The organism is Pseudarthrobacter sp. L19 (assembly GCF_050859435.1).
Lineage (GTDB): Bacteria > Actinomycetota > Actinomycetes > Actinomycetales > Micrococcaceae > Arthrobacter.
On sequence record NZ_CP193935.1, the window covers coordinates 2,509,018 to 2,531,619 of the forward strand.

Here is a 22,602-nt window from a genome sequence, read left to right on the forward strand (position 1 = left end):
TAACGCATTCCTGAAGGCCTAATTAGACAACCGTGACGCCGGTGGCCTGGGGGCCCTTGGCACCCTGGCCGATTTCGAACTGAACGCGCTGGTTCTCATCGAGGGTCTTGAAGCCTCCGGTCTGGATTTCGGAGTAGTGGACGAAGACGTCGCCGTCGGAGTCATCCGGGGTAATGAAGCCGAAGCCCTTTTCAGCGTTAAACCACTTGACGGTTCCCTGAGCCATTTAATTCTCCTCATTTTCGAACTTGAGAAAGTCCGGCGCACCTTACGCCGGGCTTAGTCACTCCGCGGGAAGAACCTTTGGCATCCGCCCGGGACTCCGGGTTTCGGCGTCAGGAGCTTCACGCTCGCAACATGTCTTGCGAGCATGAAAAACACCTACACAAAGACTGCTCTAAGAATTTCATGCCCCCACAGTCAGGTCAACGGGTGCGGCTGATAAATCCACAAATTTTATGTAACAAGCTGGTGAACCAATTGGTGCGTGATTGGGGTGCAATTGCCGCGCTTAGAAGAGGCGGGATTCGCTGTCATCCACACCGCGCATCGCGTCATAGTCCAGCGTGACGCAATCAATACCGCGGTCGGTGGCGAGCACCCTTGCCTGCGGCTTGATCTGCTGGGCGGCAAAGATTCCGCGGACGGGAGCCAGGAGCGGGTCGCGGTTGAGCAGTTCGAGGTACCGGGTGAGCTGTTCGACGCCGTCGATGTCGCCCCGGCGCTTCAGCTCGATGGCGACGGTGCCGCCGTTCGCGTCGCGGGCCAGGATGTCCACCGGCCCGATCGCGGTGAAGTATTCGCGGCGGATCAGCGAGAATCCCTCGCCCAGGGTCTCGATCTGGTCAGCCAGCAGGCGCTGCAGGTCCGCCTCGACGCCGTCCTTGATCAGTCCGGGGTCCTGGCCTAGGTCGTGCGAGGTGTCATGGAGCTGTTCATGGATGTTGATGATCAGCCGGTCGTCCGTCTTGGTGGACTGCACGGTCCACTGCTCGATCACGCCGACCTCGACGTCGACCTCATCCGGGGTGGACACGCGGAGCCGGGCGGGCGGGCTCATCCAGTTCAGCGGCTTGTAGGAACCGCCGTCGGAATGGACCAGCACGGAGCCGTCCGCCTTGACCACCAGCAGGCGGGTGGCGAGGGGGAGGTGGGCCTTGAGCCGGCCGACATAATCAACGGAGCAACGGGCTATCACTAAACGCACCCGGTCAACACTACCGGCAGCGGGGAGGCGCCGCGGCGTGGACACCGTCCGATGACCCGCTGGGGCAGAATGGGACCATGCCCCGTTCCAACCGACCCCGCCGCCCCGCCCCGGGCAACGGGGGCGCCCGGCAGCCCGGCAAGCACGGCGGGCCGGTGCCCGAGCTGGACCTGGAGCGCGCCCGGACCGGGATAGCCCGCCGGGAGAGCGCCCCGGACGGTGAATGGATGGTCCGGTCCATCTCGGCCAGCCGCGCCGGCAAGACCTATGTCTGCCCTGGATGTCTGCATGCCGTCCCGCCCGGAACCGCCCACCTGGTGGTCTGGTCCGAGGACCATCTCTTCGGTGCCGCCGCCGGGCTGGCCGAACGGCGCCACTGGCACAGCAACTGCTGGACCTCGCGCACGTACCGGTACCGCTAAACGGGCGCTATCCCTGCCGGGGCCAGCCCGGCGCTTCGCTAAGCTGGAGGGCATGACTTTCGACCCTGCCTCGTACGACTTCACCCAGCCCGCCGTCCCGACCCCCATCCGGGCCGCCACGGTGCTGCCGGCACGGCGGGAGAACATCGAGCTGCGCACGGCGGACGGCCACCTGCTGGTGGGCGAACTCGCCCTGCCGGAGTCCGGCGAGGTCCGGGCCACCCTGATCACCCTGCATCCGCTGCCCACGCACGGCGGCTTCATGGACTCGCACGTCTACCGCAAGGCCTCCTATCGGCTGCCGGCCCTGGCCGGCGTCGCCGTGCTGCGCTTCAACACCCGCGGGACATCCTCGCCCCGGGGAATCAGCGGCGGCAGCTTCGAGGAGGGAATCGGCGAACGGCTGGACGTCGAGGCGGCGGTGCGGTTCGCGGTGGACCGCGGCCTGCCGAACCGCTGGCTGGTGGGCTGGTCCTTTGGCACCGAGTTGGCGCTCATGTACGGCGCGGTGGACCCGGTGGCCGGGGAAATCGAGGGCGCCATCCTGCTCTCTCCGCCGCTGCACCGCGCCACGGACGTGCACCTCAAGGAGTGGGCGGCCGCGGGCAAGCCGCTCAAGGTGCTGGTCCCCGAACACGACGACTACCTGCAGCCGGCCGCCGCGGCCGAACGCTTCGCCCTGGTGCCGCAGGCCGACGTCGTCGGCGTCGACGGCGCCAAGCACCTCTGGGTGGGGGAGAAGTACGCCGGGCGGGTGCTCAACGAAATCGTCGCCGAGGTCCTGCCCGGGACGGCGCAGCCGCTGCCCGAGGAGTGGGACGGCCCGGTGGCCACGGCGCACGCCTGAGCGGTTAGTGCTTGTCCTGGCGGACGATGAAGATTTCCTTGACCAGGAGCATGATGGCCGCGGCCGTCGGGATCGCGATCAGCGCGCCGAGCACACCCAGCAGGCTGCCGCCGGCAATCACCGAGATGACCGCCACCGCGCCGGGCACTGCCACGGCCTTCTGCATAATGCGCGGCGAGACGAAGTAGGCCTCGAACTGCAGGTAGGCGAAGTAGCAGATCGCGAAGACGATGGCGGTCTGCCAGCCGGCGGTCAGCGCGATCAGGGTGACCAGGATGCCGGCGATCATGCCGCCGACCAGGGGGATGAAGGCCAGCAGCGCCACGACGAAGGCGAGCAGCACCGCGAACGGCACGCCCACGATGGTCATCACGATGAAGGCGAAGAGCGCATTGAGCAGTGCCACGCAGACCTGGCCGATGACGTAGTTGCCGACCGAGCCGGTGATTTCCTCGGACAGGGCCTCCACGCGCGGCCGGCGGGACCGCGGGGCCAGGCGGTAGCCCCACATCTTCATCGAGGGCATCGCGGAGAGGAAGTACAGGCTCAGCACCAGGACGATCAGCGCGCCGAAGAGGCCGTTGGCGATGGTGGAGCCGACGCCCACCACGCCGCCGAAGATCCCGCCCATCGCATCCGGGTTGTTGACGAACTTCTCGAGCTCCTGCGTAATCCGGTCCCGGACGCCGAACTGGCTGTCGAGGCTGCGGAAGAAGTCCGAGTCGATGAAGTCCTGGATCCACTTCGGTGCTTCCTGGACGATCTGGGTAACCTGGGCCACGATGGTCGGGATCAGGGTGGCGAAGAAACCGGCGACGGCCAGGGCCAGGACGGCGACCGAGACCAGGATGCCGGCCGGCCGGGGCACCTTCCGCTTCTCCAGCCAGCGCACCACGGGGTCGAGGCCCAGGGCGATAAAGAGTGCGGTCAGGATCCAGAGCAGCAACTGGGTGATGTTGGAGCCGATCCAGTAGACCAGCAGGGCCACGCCGACGCCCACGGTCCCCATGAAGCCGACGTAGAGCGGGTGCTGCGCGGAAATCCGCGGCCCGGGACGGCCGAAGCGGGTCTCCTCGGTGTCATCAATGTCCGCGTCGGCGTCGTCCAGGTGCTCCGGAGGCATCTCGAAGCGCAGCCGGGGCTGGGCGCCCGGCAGGGGCTGCCGCAGGCGGCGGGCCATGGCGGCCAGGAACCCGGCCGGAGCCTGGGCCGGCCGTGCGACGGATTCCGGGGGAGCTGCCTGTCCTGAGGGGGACGAATCCGTGGGGTCAGTCACTGCGCTGCAAGCCTTTTTCTCTCAATTTTCCCCGGAATTCCGCGGCTGCGGGGCCGGTGTGACGATCACCGCAAACACTATCAGCAGCCTTGCTAGCGGGCGGATCGACGGGCCGGAGCGGGCCGGAAAAGGGGCTTGACAAGATGCCCGATCTGACTCTGAGGTAACAAAACGGTTACTCTTAAAAATACGTGTCCGCTGATGATAGGTAATATTTTGCGTTTCAAGACTGCAGTTGCACTTGTGCTGCTCGGCCTCCTGACACTGCTGGCGGGGATCGGGCAGAAGACGATCTGGGCTCCGCCGGCGACGGTGACGGCCAGCGTCCCGGCCAATGGCACCCCCGCGCCGCTGACGGTGGTCGACCAGAAGCTGCGCACCCTGCACGGCGGCACGGTCAAGATCCACGTCAAGGGTGAAGGCAACTTCCTGCTGGCCTCCGGCCGCCCCGACGACGTCAACGCCTGGGTGGGCAAGACGGCCCACAACACCATTTCCGGCGTCTCCGAAGACCGCAAGTCACTGACGGTCGAGCACGCCGACGGCGAGGCCACCGCGCCGTCGCCCGCCGGCTCGGACCTCTGGGTCACCACCGAGAACGCCAACGGCGAGCTGGACTACTCGTGGACCCCGCCGGCCGACGGCGACTGGTCGCTGCTGCTGGCCACCGACGGCACCAAGGCTGCCCCCTCGGACATTTCGATGACCTTCCCCAATGACACCTCCACGCCGTGGGCCATCCCGCTGATGGTCATCGGCGGCCTGCTGGTGGTCGGTGGCGTCGCTCTGCTGGTCCTGAAGCCCAAGCAGCGCGCGCCGCGCTCCGGCACCCCCGGCGACGGCAGTTCCGACGGCTCCGGCTCCGATAACCCGGAATCCGACGCTGTCGAGCCCAGGGAAGCCACTGCCGGCAGCGCCTTCGCACGCCGGGCCCGGGCCCGCGCCGCCGACCGGGCCAAGACCCGGGAAGCCGGCTCCACCCCGGCCGCAGGGGACACCGGACGGGCACCCCGCACCGCGACCACGTCCACTCGCCGCCGCGCCGCGGGAGCGGCCGTGGCCCTGCTGACCGCCACCGCCGTCGCCGGGACGGGCGTTGCCGCACAGGCCAGCCAGTCGCCGTCGCCCGCCCCGAGCGGGAGCACCGGTACGGCCGCCCCCTCCGCCGGCGGTACCCCGATCCTGCTGGACGCCCAGTTCCGCCGGATCCTGGAACAGGTCTCCGCGGCCACGGACGCCGGTGACGCCGCCAAGGACGCCGCCAAGCTCGCCCCGCGCGTCGGCGGCACCGAACTCGAGGTCCGCACGCAGAACTACAAGATCCGTTCGCAGGTGGGCAGCTACGAATCCCGGATGCCCGTGCGCGCCACCAAGCTGCTGACCACCGTGGTGAGCTCCAAGCGCGACTGGCCCCGCTCCGTCATGGCCGTCACCCAGGGTAACGGCAACGTGGTTCCGCAGCTGCTGACGCTGGTCCAGGCGTCCCCGCGCGAAAACTACAAGCTGGTGGGCGCGACGCCGCTGCAGCCCGGAACCACCTTCCCCGCGATCAACCGCGGCGGCACCGAGACGCTGGGCGCCGACGACAAGTCCGGCCTGCTCTACAGCGGCCAGGAGGCCCTTGCCGGCCTGGGCGACCGCCTGACCAACGCCGACTCGGCCTTCAAGGACAAGCTCGCCGAGGGCCAGTCCTCGCCGTACATCGCCGACACCCTTGCCTACCAGGCCGACGTGGTGAAGTCGGGTGCCAACGGAAACTTCGCTTTCACCCACAAGGCCGTTCCCGAGGACACCGTGGTGTTCCGCACCGCCGACGGCGGCGCCCTGGTCCTGGGCCGGCTTAACTTCGGCTTCGACGGCACGCCGAAGAACTCCGGCGACAAGCTGACCATCGGTGACGATGCCGCGGCCCTGGCCGGCGGCAAGGAAACCAGCACCGGTATGGTCCTGAACTTCGCCGAGTCCGTGGCGGTCTACGTGCCGCCGGCGGGGTCCAAGGATCCGATGAAGCTGGTGGCCGCCACCCGCGGCCTGGTCGGGGCAAGCTTCAAGTAGTCCCGGGGGCGGGCGGAGTCGATAGAGTGGTTCCATGACTTCGCCCGCATCCCGCCCGGTCCCGCCCGCAGCCGCAAACCCGATCAACCTGCGGGGCGCCGTCGATCTTTCCTCGCTGAAGCAACGACCCGCACCGCCGGCCGGACCGGGGTCGTCGCATGCCGGGAGCGCCCAGCCCGGATCCGCCCAGCAACCGGCGGAAGGCGGCGCCGCACCGCTGCGCGTCAACGTCACCGAGGCCAACTTCCAGGACCTGGTGGACCTCTCCGCCCGGGTACCCGTCGTCATCGCCATGTGGGCCGCGTACTCACCCGGGTCCGGCGATCTGGTGGATGCCCTCGAACAGATCGTTACCAGCTACGAGGGCCGCCTGGTTCTCGGCGCCGCCGACATCGAGGCCTTCCCGCAACTGGCCCAGGCGTTCCAGGTGCAGGCCGTTCCCACGGCGGTCGCCGTGGTGAAGGGCCAGCCCGTGCCGCTCTTCCAGGGCGGCGCCGACGAGCAGCAGGTCCGCAGCCTCTTCGATGAACTCCTCAAGGTCGCCGCGGCCAACGGCGTCACCGGCCGGATCGGCGGCGGTCCGGGCGCCGAGGAGGCCGAGGCCCCGCCGCTGCCCCCGCTGCACCAGAAGGCCTTCGACGCCATCGAGGCCGGCGACTTCGACGGCGCGGCCGCGGCGTACCGCCAGGCCCTCACCGAGATGCCCGCCGACGCCGACGCCAAGGTGGGACTGGCCCAGGTTGAGCTGATGGGACGCCTGCAGGCGCTGTCCACCGAGGACGCCGACGCCGTCCGTGCCAAGGCCGCGGAGGAACCGGACAACCTGGAGACGCAGCTGGCCGTCGCCGACCTCGACGTCGCCGGCGGGCACGTGGAGGACGGCCTGGGCCGGGTGGTGGCCTTCATCGGCCGGAACTTCGGACCGGAACGGGAGACCGCCCGGGTGCGCCTGCTGGAACTCTTCGACGTCGTCGGCGCCACCGACGAGCGCGTGGCCAAGGCCCGCCAGAACCTCGCCCGGGTGCTGTTCTAATGGCGTCCGCACTCTTCAGCCCGCTGACCCTGCGCTCCCTGCGGCTCGAACACCGCGGCTGGGTCTCGCCGATGTGCCAGTACAGCTGCGAACCCGACACCGCCGAGGGCGTCCCCACCGACTGGCACCTGATGCACCTGGGTTCCTTCGCCACCGGGGGAGCGGCCCTGATCCTCACCGAGGCGGCAGCCGTCAACTCCGCCGGGCGGATCAGCCCGCGGGACGCCGGCCTCTATAACGACGCCCAGGCCGAATCCTGGACCAGGATCGTGGACTTCGTGCACCGGCACGGCACCGCGGAGACGAAGATCGGCACCCAGCTCTCGCACGCCGGCCGCAAGGCCTCCAGTTACTGGCCGTTCTCCGGCAAGACCGGCACCGTCCCGGCCTCCGAGGGCGGCTGGGACCCGGTGGGTCCGGGCACCGGTGCCTTCGACGGCTACGCGCCGCCGTCGGCCATGACCGGAGCCGAAATCGAGGGCGTGATCGCCGACTTCGTTTCCTCCGCCCGGCGGGCGGTGGAGGTGGGCTTCGACACCATCGAAATCCACGGAGCGCACGGCTACCTGCTGCACCAGTTCCAGAGCCCGCTGATCAACGACCGCACCGACGAATGGGGCGGGGACGAGGCGGGCCGGAACCGGCTCATGCTGGCGGTCGTCGACGCGGTGCGCGGGGTCATTCCGGACTCGATGCCGCTGCTGCTGAGGATCTCCGCCTCGGACTGGGCCGAGGGCGGCGTGGACGCCGAGGCCTCCGTCCGGCTCGCCCGTGCCGCCTCCGAGCGCGGCGTGGACCTGGTGGACGTCTCCAGCGGCGGCGCCGTGGCGCACCAGTCGATTCCGGTGGGTCCCGGGTACCAGACCGGCTTCAGCGCCAAGATCCGCCGCGAGGCCGGCGTCAAAACCGGCACGGTGGGATTGCTCACCTCCGCCGGCCAGGCGGAACACGCTGTGGCGACCGGCCAGGCCGACGGCGTGCTGATCGCCCGCGCGGCGCTCCGCGACCCGCACTGGTGGCTGCGAGCGGCCTTCGAACTGGGCCACGAGCTGGCCTGGCCGCCGCAGTACGAACGGGCCATGCCCCGGCGGACGTTCTAGCCAGCGGCTAAGATGGAAGCCATGACCAGCATGACGGAACCCCTGACGACGGCCCCCCAGAACGCCTTGGACAACGACCTCGACAATGACCCGATGCGCGAGCTTTCCGGCGCCGGGACGTCCACGGCGACGATCGAGCGTGAGGAACTGCGCCAGGAAGTGGAACCGGGAGACCGGGAGCGCTTCGCGCATTACGTCCGCAAGGAAAAGATCATGGAGTCGGCCCTCTCCGGGGAACCCGTCATTGCCCTCTGCGGCAAGGTCTGGACCCCCGGGCGGGATCCGAAGAAGTTCCCCGTGTGCCCCGAATGCAAAGAGGTTTACGAGGGGCTGCGCCCCGGCAGTGACGACGGCGGCTCCGGCAAGTAGGGCGTGGCATCCGGTTCATCCGAAAAAAGATTGGTGTTTTTGTGCTTAGTGGGGCTTTTCCCGAACCAACAGACGCGTATGGACGGGAGGCCCGCTAAGTGACGGAAACACTGTTCGGCGGTCCCGTGCTGCCGCCCGCCTATCCCGAGCGGGCCGCATGGGGAACCGCGCCGAAACTGCGTGCCTGGCAGCAGGAGGCGCTGGATAGCTACTTCGCCACCAACCCCCGGGACTTCCTCGCCGTAGCGACCCCCGGGGCCGGTAAGACCACCTTCGCCCTCCGCGTGGCCTCCATGCTGATCGATTCCGGCGTGGTCAACCGCGTGACCATCGTGGCACCCACGGACCACCTCAAGCGCCAGTGGGCGGACGCCGCCGCGAAGGTCGGCATCGCCATCGACCCGAACTTCAAGAACGCCGACGGCCAGCACGGCCGGGGCTTCATCGGCGTCGCCGTCACCTACGCGCAGGTGGCCAGCAAGCCGATGCTGCACCGGGCCAAGACCGAGGCCGCCCGCACCCTGGTGATCCTGGATGAGATCCACCACGGCGGCGAGGCGCTCTCCTGGGGCGACGGGCTCCGCGAGGCCTTCGACCCGGCCGCGCGCCGGCTGTCCCTGACCGGTACCCCGTTCCGCTCGGACACCTCCCCGATCCCGTTCGTCGAGTACGCGGAGGACCGCGACGGCATCCGGCGCTCCAAGGCCGACTACACCTACGGCTACGGCAAGGCGCTGCGCGACCACGTGGTCCGTCCAGTGATGTTCATGGCCTACTCCGGCCAGATGCGCTGGCGCACCAGCGCGGGCGATGAGATGGCCGCCTCCCTCGGCGAGGCAGCCGTTACCAAGGACATCACCTCCCAGGCGTGGCGCACCGCGCTGAACCCGGCGGGCGAATGGATTCCGGCCGTGCTGGCCGGAGCGGACAAGCGCCTGAGCGAGGTCCGGCGCACCGTGCCCGACGCCGGCGGCCTGGTCATCGCCACCGACCACGAGGACGCCCGGGCCTACGCCGGGCAGCTGAAGCGGATCACGGGGGAATCACCCACCGTGATCCTCTCCGACGACGCCAAGGCCTCCTCCAAGATCGAGGAGTTCTCCGCCGGGGAGAAGCGCTGGATGGTCGCGGTGCGGATGGTCTCCGAAGGCGTCGACGTGCCCCGCCTCTCGGTGGGCGTGTACGCGACGTCGACCTCCACCCCGCTGTTCTTCGCCCAGGCCGTGGGCCGCTTCGTGCGTGCCCGCAAGCGCGGCGAGACGGCGTCGGTGTTCCTGCCCTCGGTGCCGCAGCTGATGGCGCTGGCGAACTCGATGGAGGCCGAGCGGGACCACGCCTTGGACCGCCCGGAGAAGGAAGACGCGGACGGGCTGTTCAACCCCGAGGATTCGCTGATGGATGAGGCGAACCGCGAGGAGAAGGCCTCGGACACGCTGATGAAGGGCAAGTTCGAGGCGCTGGATTCCCAGGCGTCCTTTGACCGGGTGCTGTTCGACGGCGTCGAGTTCGGCACCGGCGGCGAGGTCGGCTCCGAGGACGAGCTGGACTTTCTCGGCATCCCGGGCCTGCTCGACGCCGAACAGGTGGGCACGCTGCTGCGCCAGCGCCAGCACGAACAGCTCAGCCGCAAGAACAAGCGTGCCCCGCAGGCGGCGGCCTCCGAGCCGGCGCCGGCGGTTCCGGACCACCGGATGCTGATGGACCTGCGCACCGAGCTGGCCAAGAACGTCGCCGCCTGGTCCGCCCGGACCGGCACCCCGCACGGGGTCATCCACACCAAGCTGCGCACGGTCTGCGGCGGTCCGCCCGTCGCCCAGGCCAACGAGGAACAGCTGCAGAGCCGGCTGCGGAAGCTTCAGGACTGGTTCATCGGCCGGAAGTAGCCGCAAGCCCCGTGGAGTCGGGGCGCGCCCGGTAAGCCAGGGGCGCCCGGGCGCCCCGGTGTCACGACACGAAAAAGGGACCGGAGTCATCCGGTCCCTTTTTCGTGTCGTTCGGGGGTGCCGTTACTGGTTCGGCTGGCCGGACTGGGCGCCGCCGCCGCAGGCCTGGGAGAAGGTCTGGCCGGCCGCGGTGTACTTGGCCTTGAGCTCGTCGAGTTTGCCCTGGTCCGGGTCCTTCTTGGCGGCCTCGTCCAGGTAATCAACGATCGACTGCAGCGGTGCCTGAAGGTCGTCGGAGGCGGTGGCCTGGATCGGACGGATCTGGTTTGCCAGGCGGGTCATGCCGAACTTGTCCGAGCCGGAGGACGGGGAACTGGTGATCGTCTTGATCCGGTCGCAGGTCTCGGCGGTGGTCATCTTCGGGGCCGAGCAGGCGGCCGCTCCGAGGATGGTCCCGGCGGCGAGCAGGACGGTCAGGGTCTTCTTCATGATGATGTACTCCGGGATTTACTGTTCCGACGTTACTGGCAAGGATTCCGAGTCTACTGTGCGCGGCGCCGGGGCCGCGATCTCAGTCCAGCTCGACGCCGCCGAGTTCCATCTCGGCGAAGGCGTCCTCGAGGTCCTCGGCGATGCCCACGGTCAATCCGCGCGGCACGGTGACGGTGTAGCCGGCCTGGACCGCGTCCAGGGCGGTGGCCTTGACGCAGTAGTCAGCTGCGATCCCCACGACCACAACCTCTTCGACGTCGTGGCTCTGCAGCCAGTCGTCCAGCCCGATCGCGTCCTCGTCCGCTTCCTGGCCGCCGGCGGGGCGGCCACCGGCAGCGCGCCGGGCGTCCGGTCCCCGGTGGGTACGGCGTCGTCCGGGGCCAGCAGGCCCTCGAAACCGGAGTAGGCGGCCGTGTACTGGCCCTTGCGGAAGTAGGCCTGGATGTATTCGGTGTCCAGGTCCGGGTGCAGCTCCGCCCCGCGGGTGCCGGCGACGCAGTGCCGCGGCCAGCTCTCGACGAAGTCCGGCGCGTCCGAGAAGTGCGCGCCCGGATCGATGTGCCAGTCCTGGGTGGCCACGACGTGGTCGAACTGCCCGTGGTGGGCGTCGACGTATTCGCTGATCTCCGCGGCCAGTGCCGCCCCGCCCTCAACGGCCAGGGAACCGCCCTCGCAGAAGTCGTTCTGTACGTCGACAATGATCAGGGCGCGGGACATTCAGTCCTCCTCGTAGACGGTGGGGATGGCCGGTTCGCCGCGCTGCAGCCGGTTGACCACGGGCGGCAGTTCGGCCATGGAGGCGGCGTGCCGGTCGCGGGCACGCACCACGCCCTCGGGGCCGGTCCAGCCGGGAAGCAGCTCGCCGTTCTTGATGAACTGCTGCAGCAGCTGGCGGTCGTTGCCGTCGTCCTCGGGCCGGTGGCCGATGCCGACGATCTCCTGGGTCGCGATGCCGCGGTCGTTGAGCCGGCGCAGCGCGTACTTGCGGCCGCCCTTGCTGGCCTTGTTCTTCGCCGCCTTCGCGACCGCGACGAACTCGCCGTCGTCGTTGGTGCGGCTGACGAGCTTGTAGACCAGGCTTGCCGTCGGCGCGCCGGAGCCGGTGACCAGGGAGGTGCCGACACCGTAGGAGTCCACCGGGGCGGACTGCAGGGCCGCGATGGCGAACTCATCGAGGTCGGAGGTGACGATGATGCGGGTGTTGACGTTGCCAAGGTCATCGAGCAGCTGGCGTACCCACTGGGCCTGGGCCACCAGGTCGCCGGAGTCCAGGCGGACGGCGCCGAGCTTGTCCCCGGCGAGGTCGACGGCGGTGCGCACGGCGGCCTCGACGTCGTAGGTGTCCACCAGCAGCGCCGTCCCGGCGCCCATGGAGGCCAGCTGGGCCTCGAAGGCGTCCCGTTCGGTGTCGTGCAACAGGGTGAAGGAGTGGGCCGCGGTGCCGACGGTCTTGATGCCGTAGCGGCGGCCGGCCTCCAGGTTGGAGGTGCTGGCGAAGCCGGCGATCACGGCGGCGCGGGCGGCGGCGACGGCGGACTCCTCCTGGGTGCGTCGGGAGCCCATCTCCACGCAGGGTCGGGTGCCGGCCGCGGTGATCATCCGGGACGCGGCGGAGGCGATGGCGGAGTCGTGGTTCAGGATCGAGAGGATGTAGGTCTCCAGGACGCAGGCCTCGGCGAAGGTCGACTCGACGATCAGGATGGGGGAGTTGGGGAAGTATGCGTCGCCCTCGGCGTAGCCCCAAATGTCGCCGGAGAAGGAGAAGTCGGCGAGATACTCCAGGGTCTGCTCGTTGACCACGCCGGTGCTGCGCAAGAAGTCGATTTCCCCGGGACCGAAGCGGAAGTTCGCGATGCCCTCCAGCAGGCGGCCGGTGCCGGCGACGATGCCATAGCGGCGGCCCTCGGGCAGCCTGCGGGCGAAGGCTTCGAACACCGACTTGCGGTGGGCCGCGCCCGAGTGCAGGGCGGCCTGCAGCATGGTCAGCTCGTAATGGTCGGTGTACAAGGACGTGCGGGGGTGGTCCCAGCCGGCGGAGGTGCTCACGAAATTTACTCTAGTCCCCGACGGCTCCCTCGTCTCGCTCCGCTTCGCCGCGGGGCCCTCGCCGTCGGGGGCCCACCCACCGGCTCCCTCGTCTCGCTCCGCTTCGCCGCGGGGCCCTCGCCGTCGGGGGCCCACCCACCGGCTCCCTCGTCTCGCTCCGCTTCGCCGCGGGGCGGAGGCCATCGTCATCGCCATAGAATGGACCAATGACCCTCAGCGTTGCGCTTGGCCCCGATACCGAGGCCGGCACCCACACCGGAACGGCGACGTCCACCGACGTCCTGACGGCCCCGGACATCCCCTGGAACCTCGTGATCTGGAACGATCCCGTGAACCTGATGAGCTACGTCAGCTACGTCTTCCGCAGCTACTTCGGCTACTCGGAGGCTAAGGCCACCAAGCTCATGCTGGAGGTCCACAAGAAGGGCCGGTCCATCGTGGCGCACGGCAGCAAGGAACAGGTCGAACAGCACGCGGTGGCCATGCACGGCTACGGCCTCTGGGCCACCGTGGAGAAGGCCAGCGGCGGCCCCGGCAACGGATCGGGCAAGGGCAAGGGAAAACGTGGCTAAGGCATTCAAGTACGGCCTCAAGGGCATCACCGGCTACCTCGAACCGGCCGAGCGCGACCTCCTGCGCAGCCTCTTCGACGACGTCATCTCCATGCTGGAGCCGCATGAACGCGCCAACGAGGACCCGCTCGCGGCCCTCGTGGGGTTGGACACGGAGGCGCGTGAACCCTCCGACCGCGCCCTGCGCCGGCTGCTGCCCAACGTCTCCAAGAACGACGCCGAGGCCTCCCTGGAGTTTCGCCGCTACACGGAGCGCTCGCTGCGGGAGAGCAAGATCGGCGCCCTGAAGGCCGCCTCGCTGGGCCTCGACAAAGAGGAACTGGTGCTGACCCCCGCCGACGCCCGGCACTGGTCCACCGCGCTGAACGATGTCCGCCTGGTCCTCGCCGAGCGCCTCGACATCCGCGACGACGCCGACGCCGAGCACGTGCACCGGATGCAGGACTGGTCCCAGGCCGAAGATGTCGAAAGCTACCTGGCCCTGGTCTACAACTTCACCACCTGGCTGCAGGAATCCCTGGTCCAGGCGATGCTGGCGTCCCTCGAGGCCTAGGCCGCCCGGCCCTGTACACCCCCCGGCCCGCGGCGTAGCGTGATCTGCCGTGGACGGACCTTCCCGCGACGAGTTTTCCCTCCCGCAGCGCCTCACCGGGGCCCTGGGCCGGAGTGCCGCGGCCGGCCGGATCGGTTCCGTGCAGGAGGCCATCTACGGCCCGGTCATCGACTGGGCGCGGCGCACCCCGCTGCACAGCGGGACCCTCGGCCACTCGGTCCACCCGATGCTCACCGATATCACCCTGGGCTGCTGGCTCAGCGCCGCGATCCTGGACGTGGCCGGCGGTCCCGCTTCCCGGACCGCGGCCACGGTGCTGACCGCCGCGGGCCTCGCGGCGGCGGTTCCGACGGCGTTCGCCGGTGCCGCGGACTGGTCCGAGACGGAGGGGAGGAGCACCGGATCGGTGCCGTCCACGCCCTCGGCACCGACGCCGCAACCTTTCTCTTCCTGGGCTCGCTGACCGCTCGGCTGCGCGGCCGGCACGCGGCCGGGGTCCGGCTGGGCCTGGCCGGGAATGCGGTGGCCGCGGCCGCGGGATTCCTCGGCGGCCACCTGGCGTTGAACCGCGGCACCGCCCGCCGTTCCGCGGCCGTTGTGTGATCCATCGCACACGAGTTGCTCGACACAATGTCATGGTCCGGCCCGGGGCGAAGCCCTATTCTCGTAGAACCATGACTTCAGCATCGAGCACGGACCCCGAGACCTCGGCACTGGCCGAACGCCCCATCGGCGTTTTCGATTCCGGCGTCGGCGGCCTCACGGTGGCACGCTCCATCATCGACCAGCTGCCCAACGAGTCCATCCTGTACGTCGGCGACACCGCGCACGGCCCCTACGGCCCGCTGCCGATCGCCGAGGTCCGTGCCAACGCCCTCGGCGTCATGGATGAACTGGTCGACTCCGGGGTCAAGCTCCTGACCATCGCCTGCAACTCCGCCTCCGCCGCAGTGCTCCGCGACGCCCGCGAACGCTACACCGCCCGCTACGGCATCCCCGTCATCGAGGTCATCCAGCCCGCCGTCCGCCGGGCCGTCTCCGCCACCCGCACCGGCCGCGTCGGCGTCATCGGCACCTCCGCGACGGTCGGCTCCCGCGCCTACGAGGACACCTTCGCCGCGGCACCGGACCTGCAGATCACCTCCGCGGCATGCCCGGCCTTCGTGCCCTACGTCGAGGCCGGCATCACCACCGGCCCCGAGCTGCTCGCCGTGGCCCGCGAATACCTCGCCCCGCTGATCGCCGCCAAGGTGGACACCGTGGTGCTGGGCTGCACCCACTACCCGCTGCTGACCGGCGTGATCTCCTTCGTCATGGGCGAGGACGTCACGCTCGTCTCCAGCGCCGAGGAAACCGCCAAGGACGTCTACCGTGCCCTGGCCTCCCGCGGCCTGGAACGCGCCGGCAGCACCGCCCCGGAACACAACTTCATCGCCACCGGGGACGCCGCGCAGTTCGAACACCTGGCCCGCCGCTTCCTCGGCCCGGAGGTGCTCAGCGTCCGGCACGTGGACCACGTCGCGGCGCAGTATCCCACCGGCAGCCTGGCCCGCATCACCCCGGAAATGATCGCCGCCGCGCAGGCGGCCGTCGGCCGGCCCCGGATCTCCAACTTCGTCTCCTCCGCCGCGCAGGTGTCCCCGCCGCGGATCAGCGGCCTGTGAAGCTCACCATCGTCGGGTGCACCGGCTCGTTTCCCGGCCCCGGCTCGCCGGCGTCGTGCTACCTGCTGACCGCCGACGACGGCGAGCGGCGCTGGAAGGTGGTGCTGGACCTCGGCAGCGGGGCACTCGGCGCCATCCAGCGCTACACCGACCTTGAAGACATCGACGGCATCTTTCTCACCCACCTGCACCCGGACCACTGCATGGACCTCTGCGGCCTGCACGTGGCGGTGCGCTGGAAGCCGGGCGGCTGGGGCCGCGGGCGGATCCCCGTCTGGGGTCCGGCGGCGACGGCGGACCGGATGGCCACGGCCTACGGGCTGGACCTCGACCCGGGGATGCACGAGGAATTCGACTTCAGCAACTGGGCCGAACGGAGCCCGGTGACGATGGGGCCGTTCACCATCACCCCGTACGCGGTCAACCATCCCGTCGAGGAGGCCTACGCCCTGCGTGTGGAGGTCACCGAGCCGGACAAGGACGGCAACCCGGTGACCCGGGTGCTCAGCTACTCCGGCGACACCGACTCCTGCACCGGGCTTGAGGACGCCGCGCGCGACGCGGACCTGTTCCTCTGCGAGGCGGCCTTCGAGGAGGGCCGCGACGACGGCATTAAGGACGTGCACCTGACCGGCAAGCGCGCCGGTGAGGCCGCCGTCGCCGCCGGCGCCCGCCGGCTGCTGCTCACGCACATCCCGGTCTGGACCTCGCACACGACCGTGATGGCCGAGGCGAAGGAGGTCTTCGGACCGCACGTTGCCGTCGCCGTCGCCGGGGTGCACTACACCGTCTGACCGGGCCGCCCGGCTGTCGATAAGCTAGGGAGCATGACTTCCGAAGCTCCCACTGCCCCCGTTCTCCGCGCCGACGGCCGGACCCCGGACCAGCTCCGCCCCATCAGCATCACCCGCGGCTGGTCCAATCAGGCCGAAGGCTCCGCGCTGATCGAATTCGGCAACACCCGGGTGCTGTGCACCGCCTCGCTGACCGAGGGCGTGCCCCGCTGGCTCAAGGGCGAGGGCCGCGGCTGGGTCACCGCCGAATACGCCATGCTGCCCCGGGCCACGAACACCCGCTCCGCCCGCGAATCCGTCAAGGGCAAGATCGGCGGCCGTACCCACGAGATCTCCCGCCTGATCGGCCGCTCGCTGCGCTCCATCATCGACACCAAGGCCCTCGGCGAGAACACCATCGTGCTGGACTGCGACGTGCTCCAGGCCGACGGCGGCACCCGCACCGCGGCGATCACCGGCGCCTACGTCGCTCTCGCCGAGGCAATACGCTACGCCCGCGAGAACAAGCTGATCGCCCGCAACGCCGAGCCGCTGACCGACACCATCGCCGCCGTCTCGGTGGGCATCATCGACGGCATCCCGATGCTGGACCTGCCCTACGTCGAGGACGTCCGCGCCGAGACCGACATGAACGTGGTGGTGACCGGCTCCGGCAAGTTCGTCGAGGTCCAGGGCACCGCCGAGGGCGCCCCCTTCGACCGGGACGAGCTGAACAAGCTGCTGGACCTTGCCCTGCTGGGCACCGAACAGCTCGCCGCGATCCAGCGCGAGACCCTGGCCGAGGCCCCGTGAGCGGCGACGCGGCAGCACCTGTTCTCGTTCTCGCCACCCACAACCAGGGCAAGCTCAGGGAGCTCCGGGAGCTGCTCCGCGGGCAGATCCCGGGCCTGGACGTGGACACGCAGGTGGTGGACGCCGGCGCCGTCGGTGCTCCCGACGTCGTCGAATCCGGGGTGACGTTCGCCGAGAACTCGCTGCTGAAGGCCCGCGCCGTGGCGGAGGCCACCGGGCTGGTGGCGATCGCCGACGACTCCGGTCTGGCCGTGGACGTGCTCGGCGGGGCGCCGGGGATCTTCTCCGCCCGCTGGGCCGGCCGGCACGGCGACGACGTTGCGAACCTCGAACTGCTGCTGAACCAGCTCTCCGACGTCCCGGACGGCTTCCGGGGCGCCGCGTTCGTCTGCGCCGCCGCGCTGGCCGTTCCCGCATCGGCGGCGGGGGAGGGCCGGGAAGTGGTGGAGTACGGCCAGCTGGAGGGCACCCTCCTGCGCGAGCCGCGCGGCGCCGGCGGCTTCGGCTACGACCCGGTGCTGCAGCCGAGCGGTATGGACCGCAGCTGCGCCGAGCTCAGCCCGGAGGAGAAGAACGCGATCAGCCACCGCGGGCATGCCTTCCGCGCGCTGCTGCCGGCGATCGTGGAGGCACTGGCCGGACGGTAGCCGGGTTTGAGCGGCACAAAAAGGATGGCGCCCCACCTCGGTGGGGCGCCATCCTTTGCGTTGTGACGGTTCAGGCGGCGGTGCGGGTCAGGGCGTCTTGCGCTCTTCCTCGGGCTCGTGCTCCTCGATGAATTCGTCGACGACGTCGGTGCCGTACTTCGCGGCCTGGCGCTTGGCGATCATGCCGCGGATGACCTCGATGGCGATCGGCACCACGGAGACCAGGACGATCAGGATGAAGATGATGTCCAGGTTGTCGCGGACCCACGGCACGGTGTCGCCGAGCAGGTAGCCCAGCAGCGTTACGCCGCCGCCCCACAGGGTCGCGCCGATGACGTTGTAGAGGAAGAACTTGCGCTTGCTCATCTGCGCCACGCCCACGATCACCGGGACGAAAGTGCGGATGATGGGGACGAAACGGGCCAGGATCAGTGCCTTGCCGCCGTGCTTTTCGAAGAATGCGTGGGCGCTCTCGACGTTCTCGCGCTTGAAGAGCTTGGAGTCCGGCTTGTTGAAGATGGCCGGGCCGGCCTTGGAGCCGATCAGGTAGCCGGCCTGGTTGCCGATGATCGCGGAGACCACGATCAGGGCGGCGAACGCCCAGATGTTGAACTGGATGGTGCCCGTGGCGACCAGCAGGCCCGCGGTGAACAGCATGGAGTCACCCGGCAGGAAGAAGCCGATCAGCAGGCCGGTCTCGGCGAAGATGATGCCGCAGACCATCAGGACGACCCAGGGGGCCAGGGCGGGATCGGCCAGGAAGACCTGGGGGTTGAGCCAATCGGGCAGGAACGAGGCCATGTGCGGCTGGACCGGGCCGGCGCCGCCGAGGGTGGACACGGCGAGGTCGTGCAGGGTATTAGGGTTCACACTCCAAGCGTACTGGAGAAGGGCCTGCGGGATCCGGCGGTAAAGTATGGGGCGTGGCTTTGGACTTTACGGCGATCGACTTCGAGACGGCGAACGGGTTCCGGGGCTCCGCATGCTCGGTCGGCCTGAGCAAGGTCCGCAACGGCGTCGTGGTGGAGGAGGCGTCCTGGCTCATGCGGCCGCCCGCCGGCCACGACGTCTTCGACCACCACAACGTGCGCATCCACGGGATCCGGCCCGAGCACGTCGCCGGCCGGCCCCGCTTCGGTGAGCTCTTTCCGGAGATCGGCGCATTCATCGGCGAAGACATCCTGGCGGCCCACAACGCCGCCTTCGACCTGGGCGTCATCCGGTCCGGCCTCGAAGTCTCCGGCCTGCCGGGGCCGGCCTACGACTACGTCTGCACCGTGATGCTCTCCCGCCGCTGCTACTCGCTGGTCTCCAACTCCCTGCCCTACGCGGCGGAAGAGGCGGGCGTGCCGCTGGTCAACCACCACGACGCCGCCGAGGACGCCCGCGCCTGCGCCGGGATCCTGATCGACATCGCGGCCCGCAACGGCGCCGCCAGCATCGCCGAACTCTACTTGTCCCTGGGGCTGACCGTGTCCCGGCAGCCGGCCTTCGACCCGCGGCGGGATCCGCTGTCCAAGGCCAGCCAGTCGGCGCTGGAAGCCCTCGCCGCCGGACAGGGCCCGGCAGTGACCCGCCCCTACCGCGCCGGTTGGCCGGAGGAGGGCGAGAATCCGCCGCCCAACCCGCTGGCCGAACCGGGGCACCCGCTCTTCGGCCAGACGGTGGTCTTCACCGGCGAACTGGCTATCCCGAGGCAGGAGGCCAAGGTGCGCTCGGCCGAACTGGGCGCAGCTCCCGAGAGCCGGGTGACCGGGCGCACCACGGTGCTGGTGGTGGGCGACGGCTTCGTCGCGGCGGACCTGCGCTCCGGCCGGCTGACGGGCAAGGCCCGGCGCGTGCTGGAGCTGCACCAGCGCGGCCAGCGCATCGAGGTCCTGTCCGAGGGTGAATTCCTGCAGATGGTGGGCGGCCACTCCGCCCCCGCGGCCCGGGCGGTCTGAGGGGATCTGTTCCGGTCGGCTTCACATGGCGCAACATTCATTTCGGCCCCGCGCCCGCGGCTTCTAGCCTTAAATGATGAGCAAACTGATCTCTTCACCTGCCCGCCCGGCCTCCCGGGGCCCGGTCAGCTTCGACACTGCTCAGGCGAACCTCGTCACCGTGCCGCCGGCCCGCGGCGGAGTGGAGTGGGGCCGGGTCTTCGCCTTCCCCAATCCCGTCAACGAATACTCCGCCCGCATCACGGCGGCGCTCGTGGTGCTGCTGGCCCTGGCGACCCTGCTCACGGGCTCCGGCTGGGGCCTGGCCGTAATCGCCGTCGGCTTCTGGCTGCGGGTGCTCTTCGGACCCCGGATCTCACCCTTCGGCATCCTCTCGGTCAAGGTGCTCACACCGGCGCTCGGCCGGAAGCGGCTGGTCCCGGGGCCGCCCAAGCGCTTCGCCCAGGGCATCGGCGCCGCCCTGTCGACGACGGCGGCCATCCTCTTCGCCACGGGCCTGGCGCCCGCCGCCTGGGTCCTGCTGGGCCTGCTGATCGTGGCGGCCTCGCTCGAGGCGTTCGCCGGCTTCTGCCTGGGCTGCGCCATCTTCGGCCTGCTGCAGCGCCGGGGACTCATCCCGGCCGATGTCTGCGAGGCCTGCAACAACGTCTCGTTCAGGCGCCGGTAACCGCCGCCAGCCGCTCGGCCATGCCCTTCACCAGCGCCACGGCCTCCGGTTCCGGGGCTTCCAGTTTCGCCAGCCAATCCGCCGGGAGGCCCGCCGCTCCGTAGTAGGCGCCCAGGAGGTAACTCGGCGAGGGAGGCCGCGCCGGCCGCATCGTCCGCCCGCTCCGCCGCCGCGATAACGGCCGCCCGGAAGTGGATCCGGCCCGTCTCCGGGTCGTTGCCGCCGAGCGTCGCGTCCGGCGCCGTCGTTAAAACCGCCGACAGTGCGACGGCGAGGAGGCCCGCGGCGTCCGCGCCGCCCGCGGAGGCGGCAGAGATTTCCGGTGCCCGGAGTACCGCAGTGAGCGTTTCCAGCACGCCGGCGTCGGCGACCTCGCCGCGGGGGAGCGCGCCCCCGGCCAGATGGGCGACCGCCTGCCCGGCGGCCTCCGCCAGGCTTGCGCCCAGGGCCAGGGCCCGGATGGTGAGGCTCAGGACACCGGCGCTCTGCCGGGCGGAAGGGTGCCCGTGCGTGAGGGCGGCCGCGTCGGCGCTGAGCTTGTAGACGGCGTCGACGTCCACGTGCGGCACCAAGCCGAACGGGGCAGACCGGAGCAGGGCGCCGCCGCCGCGTGAGTCCGGGTTCAGCGGCCGCTGCACCGTTCCCATCTCTCCGGTGACCAGGGCGGCGACGGAATCCGGATCGGGGAGCGGGACTCCCGCGGCAGGCCGTGAGCGTCAATCCAACGCGGCGGCTGGAACGGAGCCGCCTCCGGCAGGGACATCCCCTGGGTGCCCAGCCAGCGCAGGTAGGCAAGCCAGAGGCAGGCGTTCGCGTCCGCCGCCACCCCCGAATTGGCCCACTCGAGTGCCTCCAGCAGGCCGTCCACCGTATACAGGGTCATCCGGGCGCGGCCGGAGAGGACGCCGGTTCCGTCCCTTTCGGCGGCGCTGCCGCCGGATGAGCCCAGCGCGTCACCGAGGGCACCGCCCAGCAGGCAGCCGTGGATGCGGGATTCGTGCGACGGGACCGTGGGGTGCTCGTTCATGGCTTCAAATTTACCGTCCCGGACACGCGTGCCTGACGCGGTTGCCGCGCCGGCTGGCGCGTCCTTGCATGGCGCCGGTCATGCGGCCCGGATCCAGCGAACGTCCAGACTTCGCTGGAAGACTGCTGGCGGCACCCGACCCGAAGCGAAGGAAACCCCACGAGATGACACACCCCGCGCCCGATGCCCGGCCCGCCGCCGTTCCGCTCTCCGACCAGGCACCTGCTGCTGTCCGGCCCGCCGCCGTCGGACGGCCCGGGCTGCTGGCCCGGTTGTCCGCCGAGGCACTGGGGACGCTGCTGGCGGTCGTGATCGGACTCGGCGTCCCGATGTTCGCGGTGCCGCAGTACAACCCGCTTCCGGCCCCGCTAGCCGCCGGCCTGGGCCTTACCGCCGCCATGCTGGCCTTCGGGTTCCTCAGCGGCGGCCACTTCAACCCCGCCGTCACAGTGGGCCACATGATTGCCGGCCGGACCCGGCTGGTTGAGGGTGCTGCGTACGTGGGGGCGCAGCTGGTGGGCGCTCTGCTCGGTGCCCTGGCCCTCTTCGGCGTGCTGCGCACGGTGCCCAAGCTCAACGGCACCCAAAGCGCCTTCGACACGGTCGCCGCCGGCTTTGACTCCCGCTCGATCATCCAGGCCCCGATGCCCGGCGTCCTCCTGGTGGAGGTGCTCGGCGCGGCCCTGCTGGTGGCGGTCTTCCTCGGCACCAGCGCCGGCCGCAACCCCGCCCGGACCGCCGCGCCCTACGCCGTGGGCCTGAGCTACGCCGGCCTCCTGCAGCTGGGACAAAGCATCGGCAACACCCCTTCAACCCGGCCCGTGCCACAGCCTCCGCGGTCTTCAGCAGCCCGGATGCCCTGGGCCAGCTCTGGCTCTTCTGGGTGGCCCCGCTGGTGGGCGCGGCGGTCGCCGGGCTGGTCTTCCGCGGATTCGCCCAGGCTGCCGTCGGCGCCTCCGACGCCGTGGCGGTCGATTCCGCCGCCGTAGTGGTCGGGGACCGGGACGTCGCGGATCCGGAGGTCGAGGAACGGCAGTTAGCAGACCCGGAAGCCGACAAGTTGGAAGCTACCGACCTGGAAGCCGAGGGCACCGACGTCGTGAAGACCACGCCTACGGCGCCCGCGAAAGCTGCCCCTGCCCGCAACGACGAGGCCCGCGAATTCTTCGACAAGCGCACGCCGTAAGCGGTCTCACACGCCGTTATGTGGCCT

The 22,602-nt window shown here is 70.0% G+C and carries 25 protein-coding genes and 3 pseudogenes; 18 read left to right on the forward strand and 10 right to left on the reverse strand.

Going from position 1 to position 22,602, the window contains the following annotated elements:
* Positions 1 to 22: 22 nt before the first annotated feature.
* Together ACRQ5B_RS11930 and nucS are read right to left on the reverse strand one after the other, a co-directional pair.
* Positions 23 to 226, reverse strand: coding sequence for a cold-shock protein (locus ACRQ5B_RS11930; RefSeq protein ID WP_003804766.1), 204 nt, complete (start codon positions 224 to 226; stop codon positions 23 to 25).
* Between the two features lie 285 nt (positions 227 to 511).
* Positions 512 to 1,207, reverse strand: coding sequence for an endonuclease NucS (gene nucS / locus ACRQ5B_RS11935; RefSeq protein WP_290257414.1), 696 nt, complete (start codon positions 1,205 to 1,207; stop codon positions 512 to 514).
* Between the two features lie 77 nt (positions 1,208 to 1,284).
* Here nucS and ACRQ5B_RS11940 point away from each other — a divergent pair, with 77 nt between their 5' ends.
* Positions 1,285 to 1,629 carry an ATP/GTP-binding protein gene (locus ACRQ5B_RS11940; protein WP_432394105.1) on the forward strand — a complete coding sequence of 115 codons (345 nt, stop codon included), beginning with the start codon at positions 1,285 to 1,287 and terminating at the stop codon, positions 1,627 to 1,629.
* A 52-nt stretch (positions 1,630 to 1,681) separates the two neighbouring features.
* Entirely contained in the window at positions 1,682 to 2,476 is a 795-nt protein-coding gene (locus ACRQ5B_RS11945) for an alpha/beta hydrolase (protein WP_432394108.1), read from the forward strand.
* A gap of 4 nt (positions 2,477 to 2,480) precedes the next feature.
* Here ACRQ5B_RS11945 and ACRQ5B_RS11950 read toward each other — a convergent pair whose 3' ends face one another.
* Positions 2,481 to 3,656 (reverse strand): AI-2E family transporter, encoded by a 1,176-nt coding sequence (locus ACRQ5B_RS11950; protein WP_432398753.1) that lies wholly within the window; start codon positions 3,654 to 3,656, stop codon positions 2,481 to 2,483.
* A gap of 297 nt (positions 3,657 to 3,953) precedes the next feature.
* On the opposite strand from ACRQ5B_RS11950, the gene ACRQ5B_RS11955 reads away from it, so the two are divergent.
* From ACRQ5B_RS11955 to ACRQ5B_RS11975, 5 genes are all read left to right on the forward strand, one after another.
* Positions 3,954 to 5,807, forward strand: coding sequence for a hypothetical protein (locus tag ACRQ5B_RS11955; protein ID WP_432394111.1), 1,854 nt, complete (start codon positions 3,954 to 3,956; stop codon positions 5,805 to 5,807).
* 34 nt (positions 5,808 to 5,841) lie between these two features.
* Entirely contained in the window at positions 5,842 to 6,840 is a 999-nt protein-coding gene (locus ACRQ5B_RS11960) for a co-chaperone YbbN (RefSeq protein ID WP_432394114.1), read from the forward strand.
* The gene (locus ACRQ5B_RS11965) at positions 6,840 to 7,940 is read left to right on the forward strand and encodes an NADH:flavin oxidoreductase/NADH oxidase (protein WP_432394117.1); all 1,101 of its coding nucleotides are present in this window, start codon (positions 6,840 to 6,842) and stop codon (positions 7,938 to 7,940) included. The genes ACRQ5B_RS11960 and ACRQ5B_RS11965 overlap by 1 nt, the downstream gene beginning before the upstream one ends.
* 21 nt (positions 7,941 to 7,961) lie before the next feature.
* Positions 7,962 to 8,309 carry a DUF3039 domain-containing protein gene (locus ACRQ5B_RS11970; protein WP_432394120.1) on the forward strand — a complete coding sequence of 116 codons (348 nt, stop codon included), beginning with the start codon at positions 7,962 to 7,964 and terminating at the stop codon, positions 8,307 to 8,309.
* A 98-nt stretch (positions 8,310 to 8,407) separates the two neighbouring features.
* Positions 8,408 to 10,192 (forward strand): DEAD/DEAH box helicase, encoded by a 1,785-nt coding sequence (locus ACRQ5B_RS11975; RefSeq protein ID WP_432394123.1) that lies wholly within the window; start codon positions 8,408 to 8,410, stop codon positions 10,190 to 10,192.
* Positions 10,193 to 10,315: 123 nt separating this feature from the next.
* Here ACRQ5B_RS11975 and ACRQ5B_RS11980 read toward each other — a convergent pair whose 3' ends face one another.
* The 3 genes and pseudogenes from ACRQ5B_RS11980 to ACRQ5B_RS11990 all read right to left on the reverse strand — a co-directional run bounded on the left by ACRQ5B_RS11980 (position 10,316) and on the right by ACRQ5B_RS11990 (position 12,730).
* Positions 10,316 to 10,681, reverse strand: coding sequence for a hypothetical protein (locus ACRQ5B_RS11980; protein WP_432394126.1), 366 nt, complete (start codon positions 10,679 to 10,681; stop codon positions 10,316 to 10,318).
* Positions 10,682 to 10,763: 82 nt separating this feature from the next.
* A pseudogene (locus ACRQ5B_RS11985) lies at positions 10,764 to 11,401 on the reverse strand (isochorismatase family protein).
* Positions 11,402 to 12,730 (reverse strand): nicotinate phosphoribosyltransferase, encoded by a 1,329-nt coding sequence (locus tag ACRQ5B_RS11990; protein WP_290257424.1) that lies wholly within the window; start codon positions 12,728 to 12,730, stop codon positions 11,402 to 11,404. It lies immediately after the preceding pseudogene.
* Between the two features lie 206 nt (positions 12,731 to 12,936).
* On the opposite strand from ACRQ5B_RS11990, the gene clpS reads away from it, so the two are divergent.
* The 7 genes from clpS (at position 12,937) to rdgB (ending at position 17,752) form a co-directional block, all read left to right on the forward strand.
* The gene (gene clpS, locus ACRQ5B_RS11995) at positions 12,937 to 13,302 is read left to right on the forward strand and encodes an ATP-dependent Clp protease adapter ClpS (RefSeq protein WP_290257425.1); all 366 of its coding nucleotides are present in this window, start codon (positions 12,937 to 12,939) and stop codon (positions 13,300 to 13,302) included.
* Positions 13,295 to 13,855 carry a DUF2017 domain-containing protein gene (locus ACRQ5B_RS12000; RefSeq protein WP_290257426.1) on the forward strand — a complete coding sequence of 187 codons (561 nt, stop codon included), beginning with the start codon at positions 13,295 to 13,297 and terminating at the stop codon, positions 13,853 to 13,855. The genes clpS and ACRQ5B_RS12000 overlap by 8 nt, the downstream gene beginning before the upstream one ends.
* A 49-nt stretch (positions 13,856 to 13,904) precedes the next feature.
* Positions 13,905 to 14,318: a hypothetical protein gene (locus ACRQ5B_RS12005; protein ID WP_432394131.1), complete on the forward strand. Its 414-nt coding sequence runs from the start codon at positions 13,905 to 13,907 to the stop codon at positions 14,316 to 14,318.
* A gap of 211 nt (positions 14,319 to 14,529) precedes the next feature.
* Entirely contained in the window at positions 14,530 to 15,519 is a 990-nt protein-coding gene (gene murI / locus ACRQ5B_RS12010) for a glutamate racemase (protein ID WP_432394133.1), read from the forward strand.
* Positions 15,516 to 16,313 carry an MBL fold metallo-hydrolase gene (locus ACRQ5B_RS12015; protein ID WP_400158780.1) on the forward strand — a complete coding sequence of 266 codons (798 nt, stop codon included), beginning with the start codon at positions 15,516 to 15,518 and terminating at the stop codon, positions 16,311 to 16,313. Before murI ends, ACRQ5B_RS12015 begins: the two co-directional genes overlap by 4 nt.
* 33 nt (positions 16,314 to 16,346) lie before the next feature.
* Complete coding sequence (gene rph / locus ACRQ5B_RS12020) at positions 16,347 to 17,105, forward strand: ribonuclease PH (RefSeq protein ID WP_290257430.1); 759 nt, start codon at positions 16,347 to 16,349, stop codon at positions 17,103 to 17,105.
* Positions 17,102 to 17,752: an RdgB/HAM1 family non-canonical purine NTP pyrophosphatase gene (gene rdgB, locus ACRQ5B_RS12025; protein ID WP_432394137.1), complete on the forward strand. Its 651-nt coding sequence runs from the start codon at positions 17,102 to 17,104 to the stop codon at positions 17,750 to 17,752. Before rph ends, rdgB begins: the two co-directional genes overlap by 4 nt.
* A gap of 87 nt (positions 17,753 to 17,839) precedes the next feature.
* Here the strand turns inward: rdgB and ACRQ5B_RS12030 are convergent, their stop codons facing one another.
* Positions 17,840 to 18,607, reverse strand: a complete 768-nt coding sequence (locus ACRQ5B_RS12030; protein ID WP_432398754.1) for a VTT domain-containing protein — start codon at positions 18,605 to 18,607, stop codon at positions 17,840 to 17,842.
* A gap of 68 nt (positions 18,608 to 18,675) precedes the next feature.
* Between ACRQ5B_RS12030 and ACRQ5B_RS12035 the strand changes: the two genes are divergently transcribed.
* Both ACRQ5B_RS12035 and ACRQ5B_RS12040 read left to right on the forward strand, forming a co-directional pair.
* A complete protein-coding gene (locus ACRQ5B_RS12035; RefSeq protein WP_412883390.1) occupies positions 18,676 to 19,695 on the forward strand; it encodes an exonuclease domain-containing protein in 1,020 nt (339 codons plus the stop codon).
* Between the two features lie 76 nt (positions 19,696 to 19,771).
* Positions 19,772 to 20,362, forward strand: a complete 591-nt coding sequence (locus ACRQ5B_RS12040; protein WP_432394140.1) for a DUF4395 domain-containing protein — start codon at positions 19,772 to 19,774, stop codon at positions 20,360 to 20,362.
* Here ACRQ5B_RS12040 and ACRQ5B_RS12045 read toward each other — a convergent pair.
* From ACRQ5B_RS12045 to ACRQ5B_RS12055, 3 genes and pseudogenes are all read right to left on the reverse strand, one after another.
* Positions 20,349 to 20,513 (reverse strand): hypothetical protein, encoded by a 165-nt coding sequence (locus tag ACRQ5B_RS12045; RefSeq protein ID WP_432394143.1) that lies wholly within the window; start codon positions 20,511 to 20,513, stop codon positions 20,349 to 20,351. The two genes, ACRQ5B_RS12040 and ACRQ5B_RS12045, sit on opposite strands and share 14 nt — an antisense overlap.
* Before the next feature lie 37 nt (positions 20,514 to 20,550).
* Positions 20,551 to 21,009: pseudogene (locus ACRQ5B_RS12050) on the reverse strand (ADP-ribosylglycohydrolase family protein); the annotation flags it as partial.
* Positions 20,985 to 21,389, reverse strand: coding sequence for a hypothetical protein (locus ACRQ5B_RS12055; RefSeq protein WP_432394146.1), 405 nt, complete (start codon positions 21,387 to 21,389; stop codon positions 20,985 to 20,987). The pseudogene ACRQ5B_RS12050 and the gene ACRQ5B_RS12055, both read right to left, overlap by 25 nt.
* A 329-nt stretch (positions 21,390 to 21,718) precedes the next feature.
* Between ACRQ5B_RS12055 and ACRQ5B_RS12060 the strand changes: the two are divergent.
* Both ACRQ5B_RS12060 and ACRQ5B_RS12065 read left to right on the forward strand, forming a co-directional pair.
* Positions 21,719 to 22,099 (forward strand): annotated as a pseudogene (locus ACRQ5B_RS12060) (aquaporin); the annotation flags it as partial.
* Between the two features lie 254 nt (positions 22,100 to 22,353).
* Entirely contained in the window at positions 22,354 to 22,575 is a 222-nt protein-coding gene (locus ACRQ5B_RS12065) for a hypothetical protein (RefSeq protein WP_432394149.1), read from the forward strand.
* Positions 22,576 to 22,602 lie beyond the last annotated feature (27 nt).

Excerpts from the sequence above, each read along its gene's own strand:
- ACRQ5B_RS12040 (WP_432394140.1), top strand. The coding sequence starts at position 19,772 with ATGAGCAAACTGATCTCTTCACCTGCCCGCCCGGCCTCCCGGGGCCCG.
- ACRQ5B_RS11950 (WP_432398753.1), bottom strand. The coding sequence starts at position 3,656 with ATGGCCCGCCGCCTGCGGCAGCCCCTGCCGGGCGCCCAGCCCCGGCTG.
- ACRQ5B_RS11980 (WP_432394126.1), bottom strand. The coding sequence starts at position 10,681 with ATGAAGAAGACCCTGACCGTCCTGCTCGCCGCCGGGACCATCCTCGGA.
- ACRQ5B_RS12055 (WP_432394146.1), bottom strand. The coding sequence starts at position 21,389 with ATGAACGAGCACCCCACGGTCCCGTCGCACGAATCCCGCATCCACGGC.
- ACRQ5B_RS11940 (WP_432394105.1), top strand. The coding sequence starts at position 1,285 with ATGCCCCGTTCCAACCGACCCCGCCGCCCCGCCCCGGGCAACGGGGGC.
- ACRQ5B_RS11970 (WP_432394120.1), top strand. The coding sequence starts at position 7,962 with ATGACCAGCATGACGGAACCCCTGACGACGGCCCCCCAGAACGCCTTG.
- ACRQ5B_RS11955 (WP_432394111.1), top strand. The coding sequence starts at position 3,954 with ATGATAGGTAATATTTTGCGTTTCAAGACTGCAGTTGCACTTGTGCTG.
- clpS (WP_290257425.1), top strand. The coding sequence starts at position 12,937 with ATGACCCTCAGCGTTGCGCTTGGCCCCGATACCGAGGCCGGCACCCAC.
- ACRQ5B_RS11945 (WP_432394108.1), top strand. The coding sequence starts at position 1,682 with ATGACTTTCGACCCTGCCTCGTACGACTTCACCCAGCCCGCCGTCCCG.
- rph (WP_290257430.1), top strand. The coding sequence starts at position 16,347 with ATGACTTCCGAAGCTCCCACTGCCCCCGTTCTCCGCGCCGACGGCCGG.
- ACRQ5B_RS11965 (WP_432394117.1), top strand. The coding sequence starts at position 6,840 with ATGGCGTCCGCACTCTTCAGCCCGCTGACCCTGCGCTCCCTGCGGCTC.
- ACRQ5B_RS11960 (WP_432394114.1), top strand. The coding sequence starts at position 5,842 with ATGACTTCGCCCGCATCCCGCCCGGTCCCGCCCGCAGCCGCAAACCCG.
- ACRQ5B_RS11930 (WP_003804766.1), bottom strand. The coding sequence starts at position 226 with ATGGCTCAGGGAACCGTCAAGTGGTTTAACGCTGAAAAGGGCTTCGGC.
- ACRQ5B_RS12045 (WP_432394143.1), bottom strand. The coding sequence starts at position 20,513 with ATGCGGCCGGCGCGGCCTCCCTCGCCGAGTTACCTCCTGGGCGCCTAC.
- murI (WP_432394133.1), top strand. The coding sequence starts at position 14,530 with ATGACTTCAGCATCGAGCACGGACCCCGAGACCTCGGCACTGGCCGAA.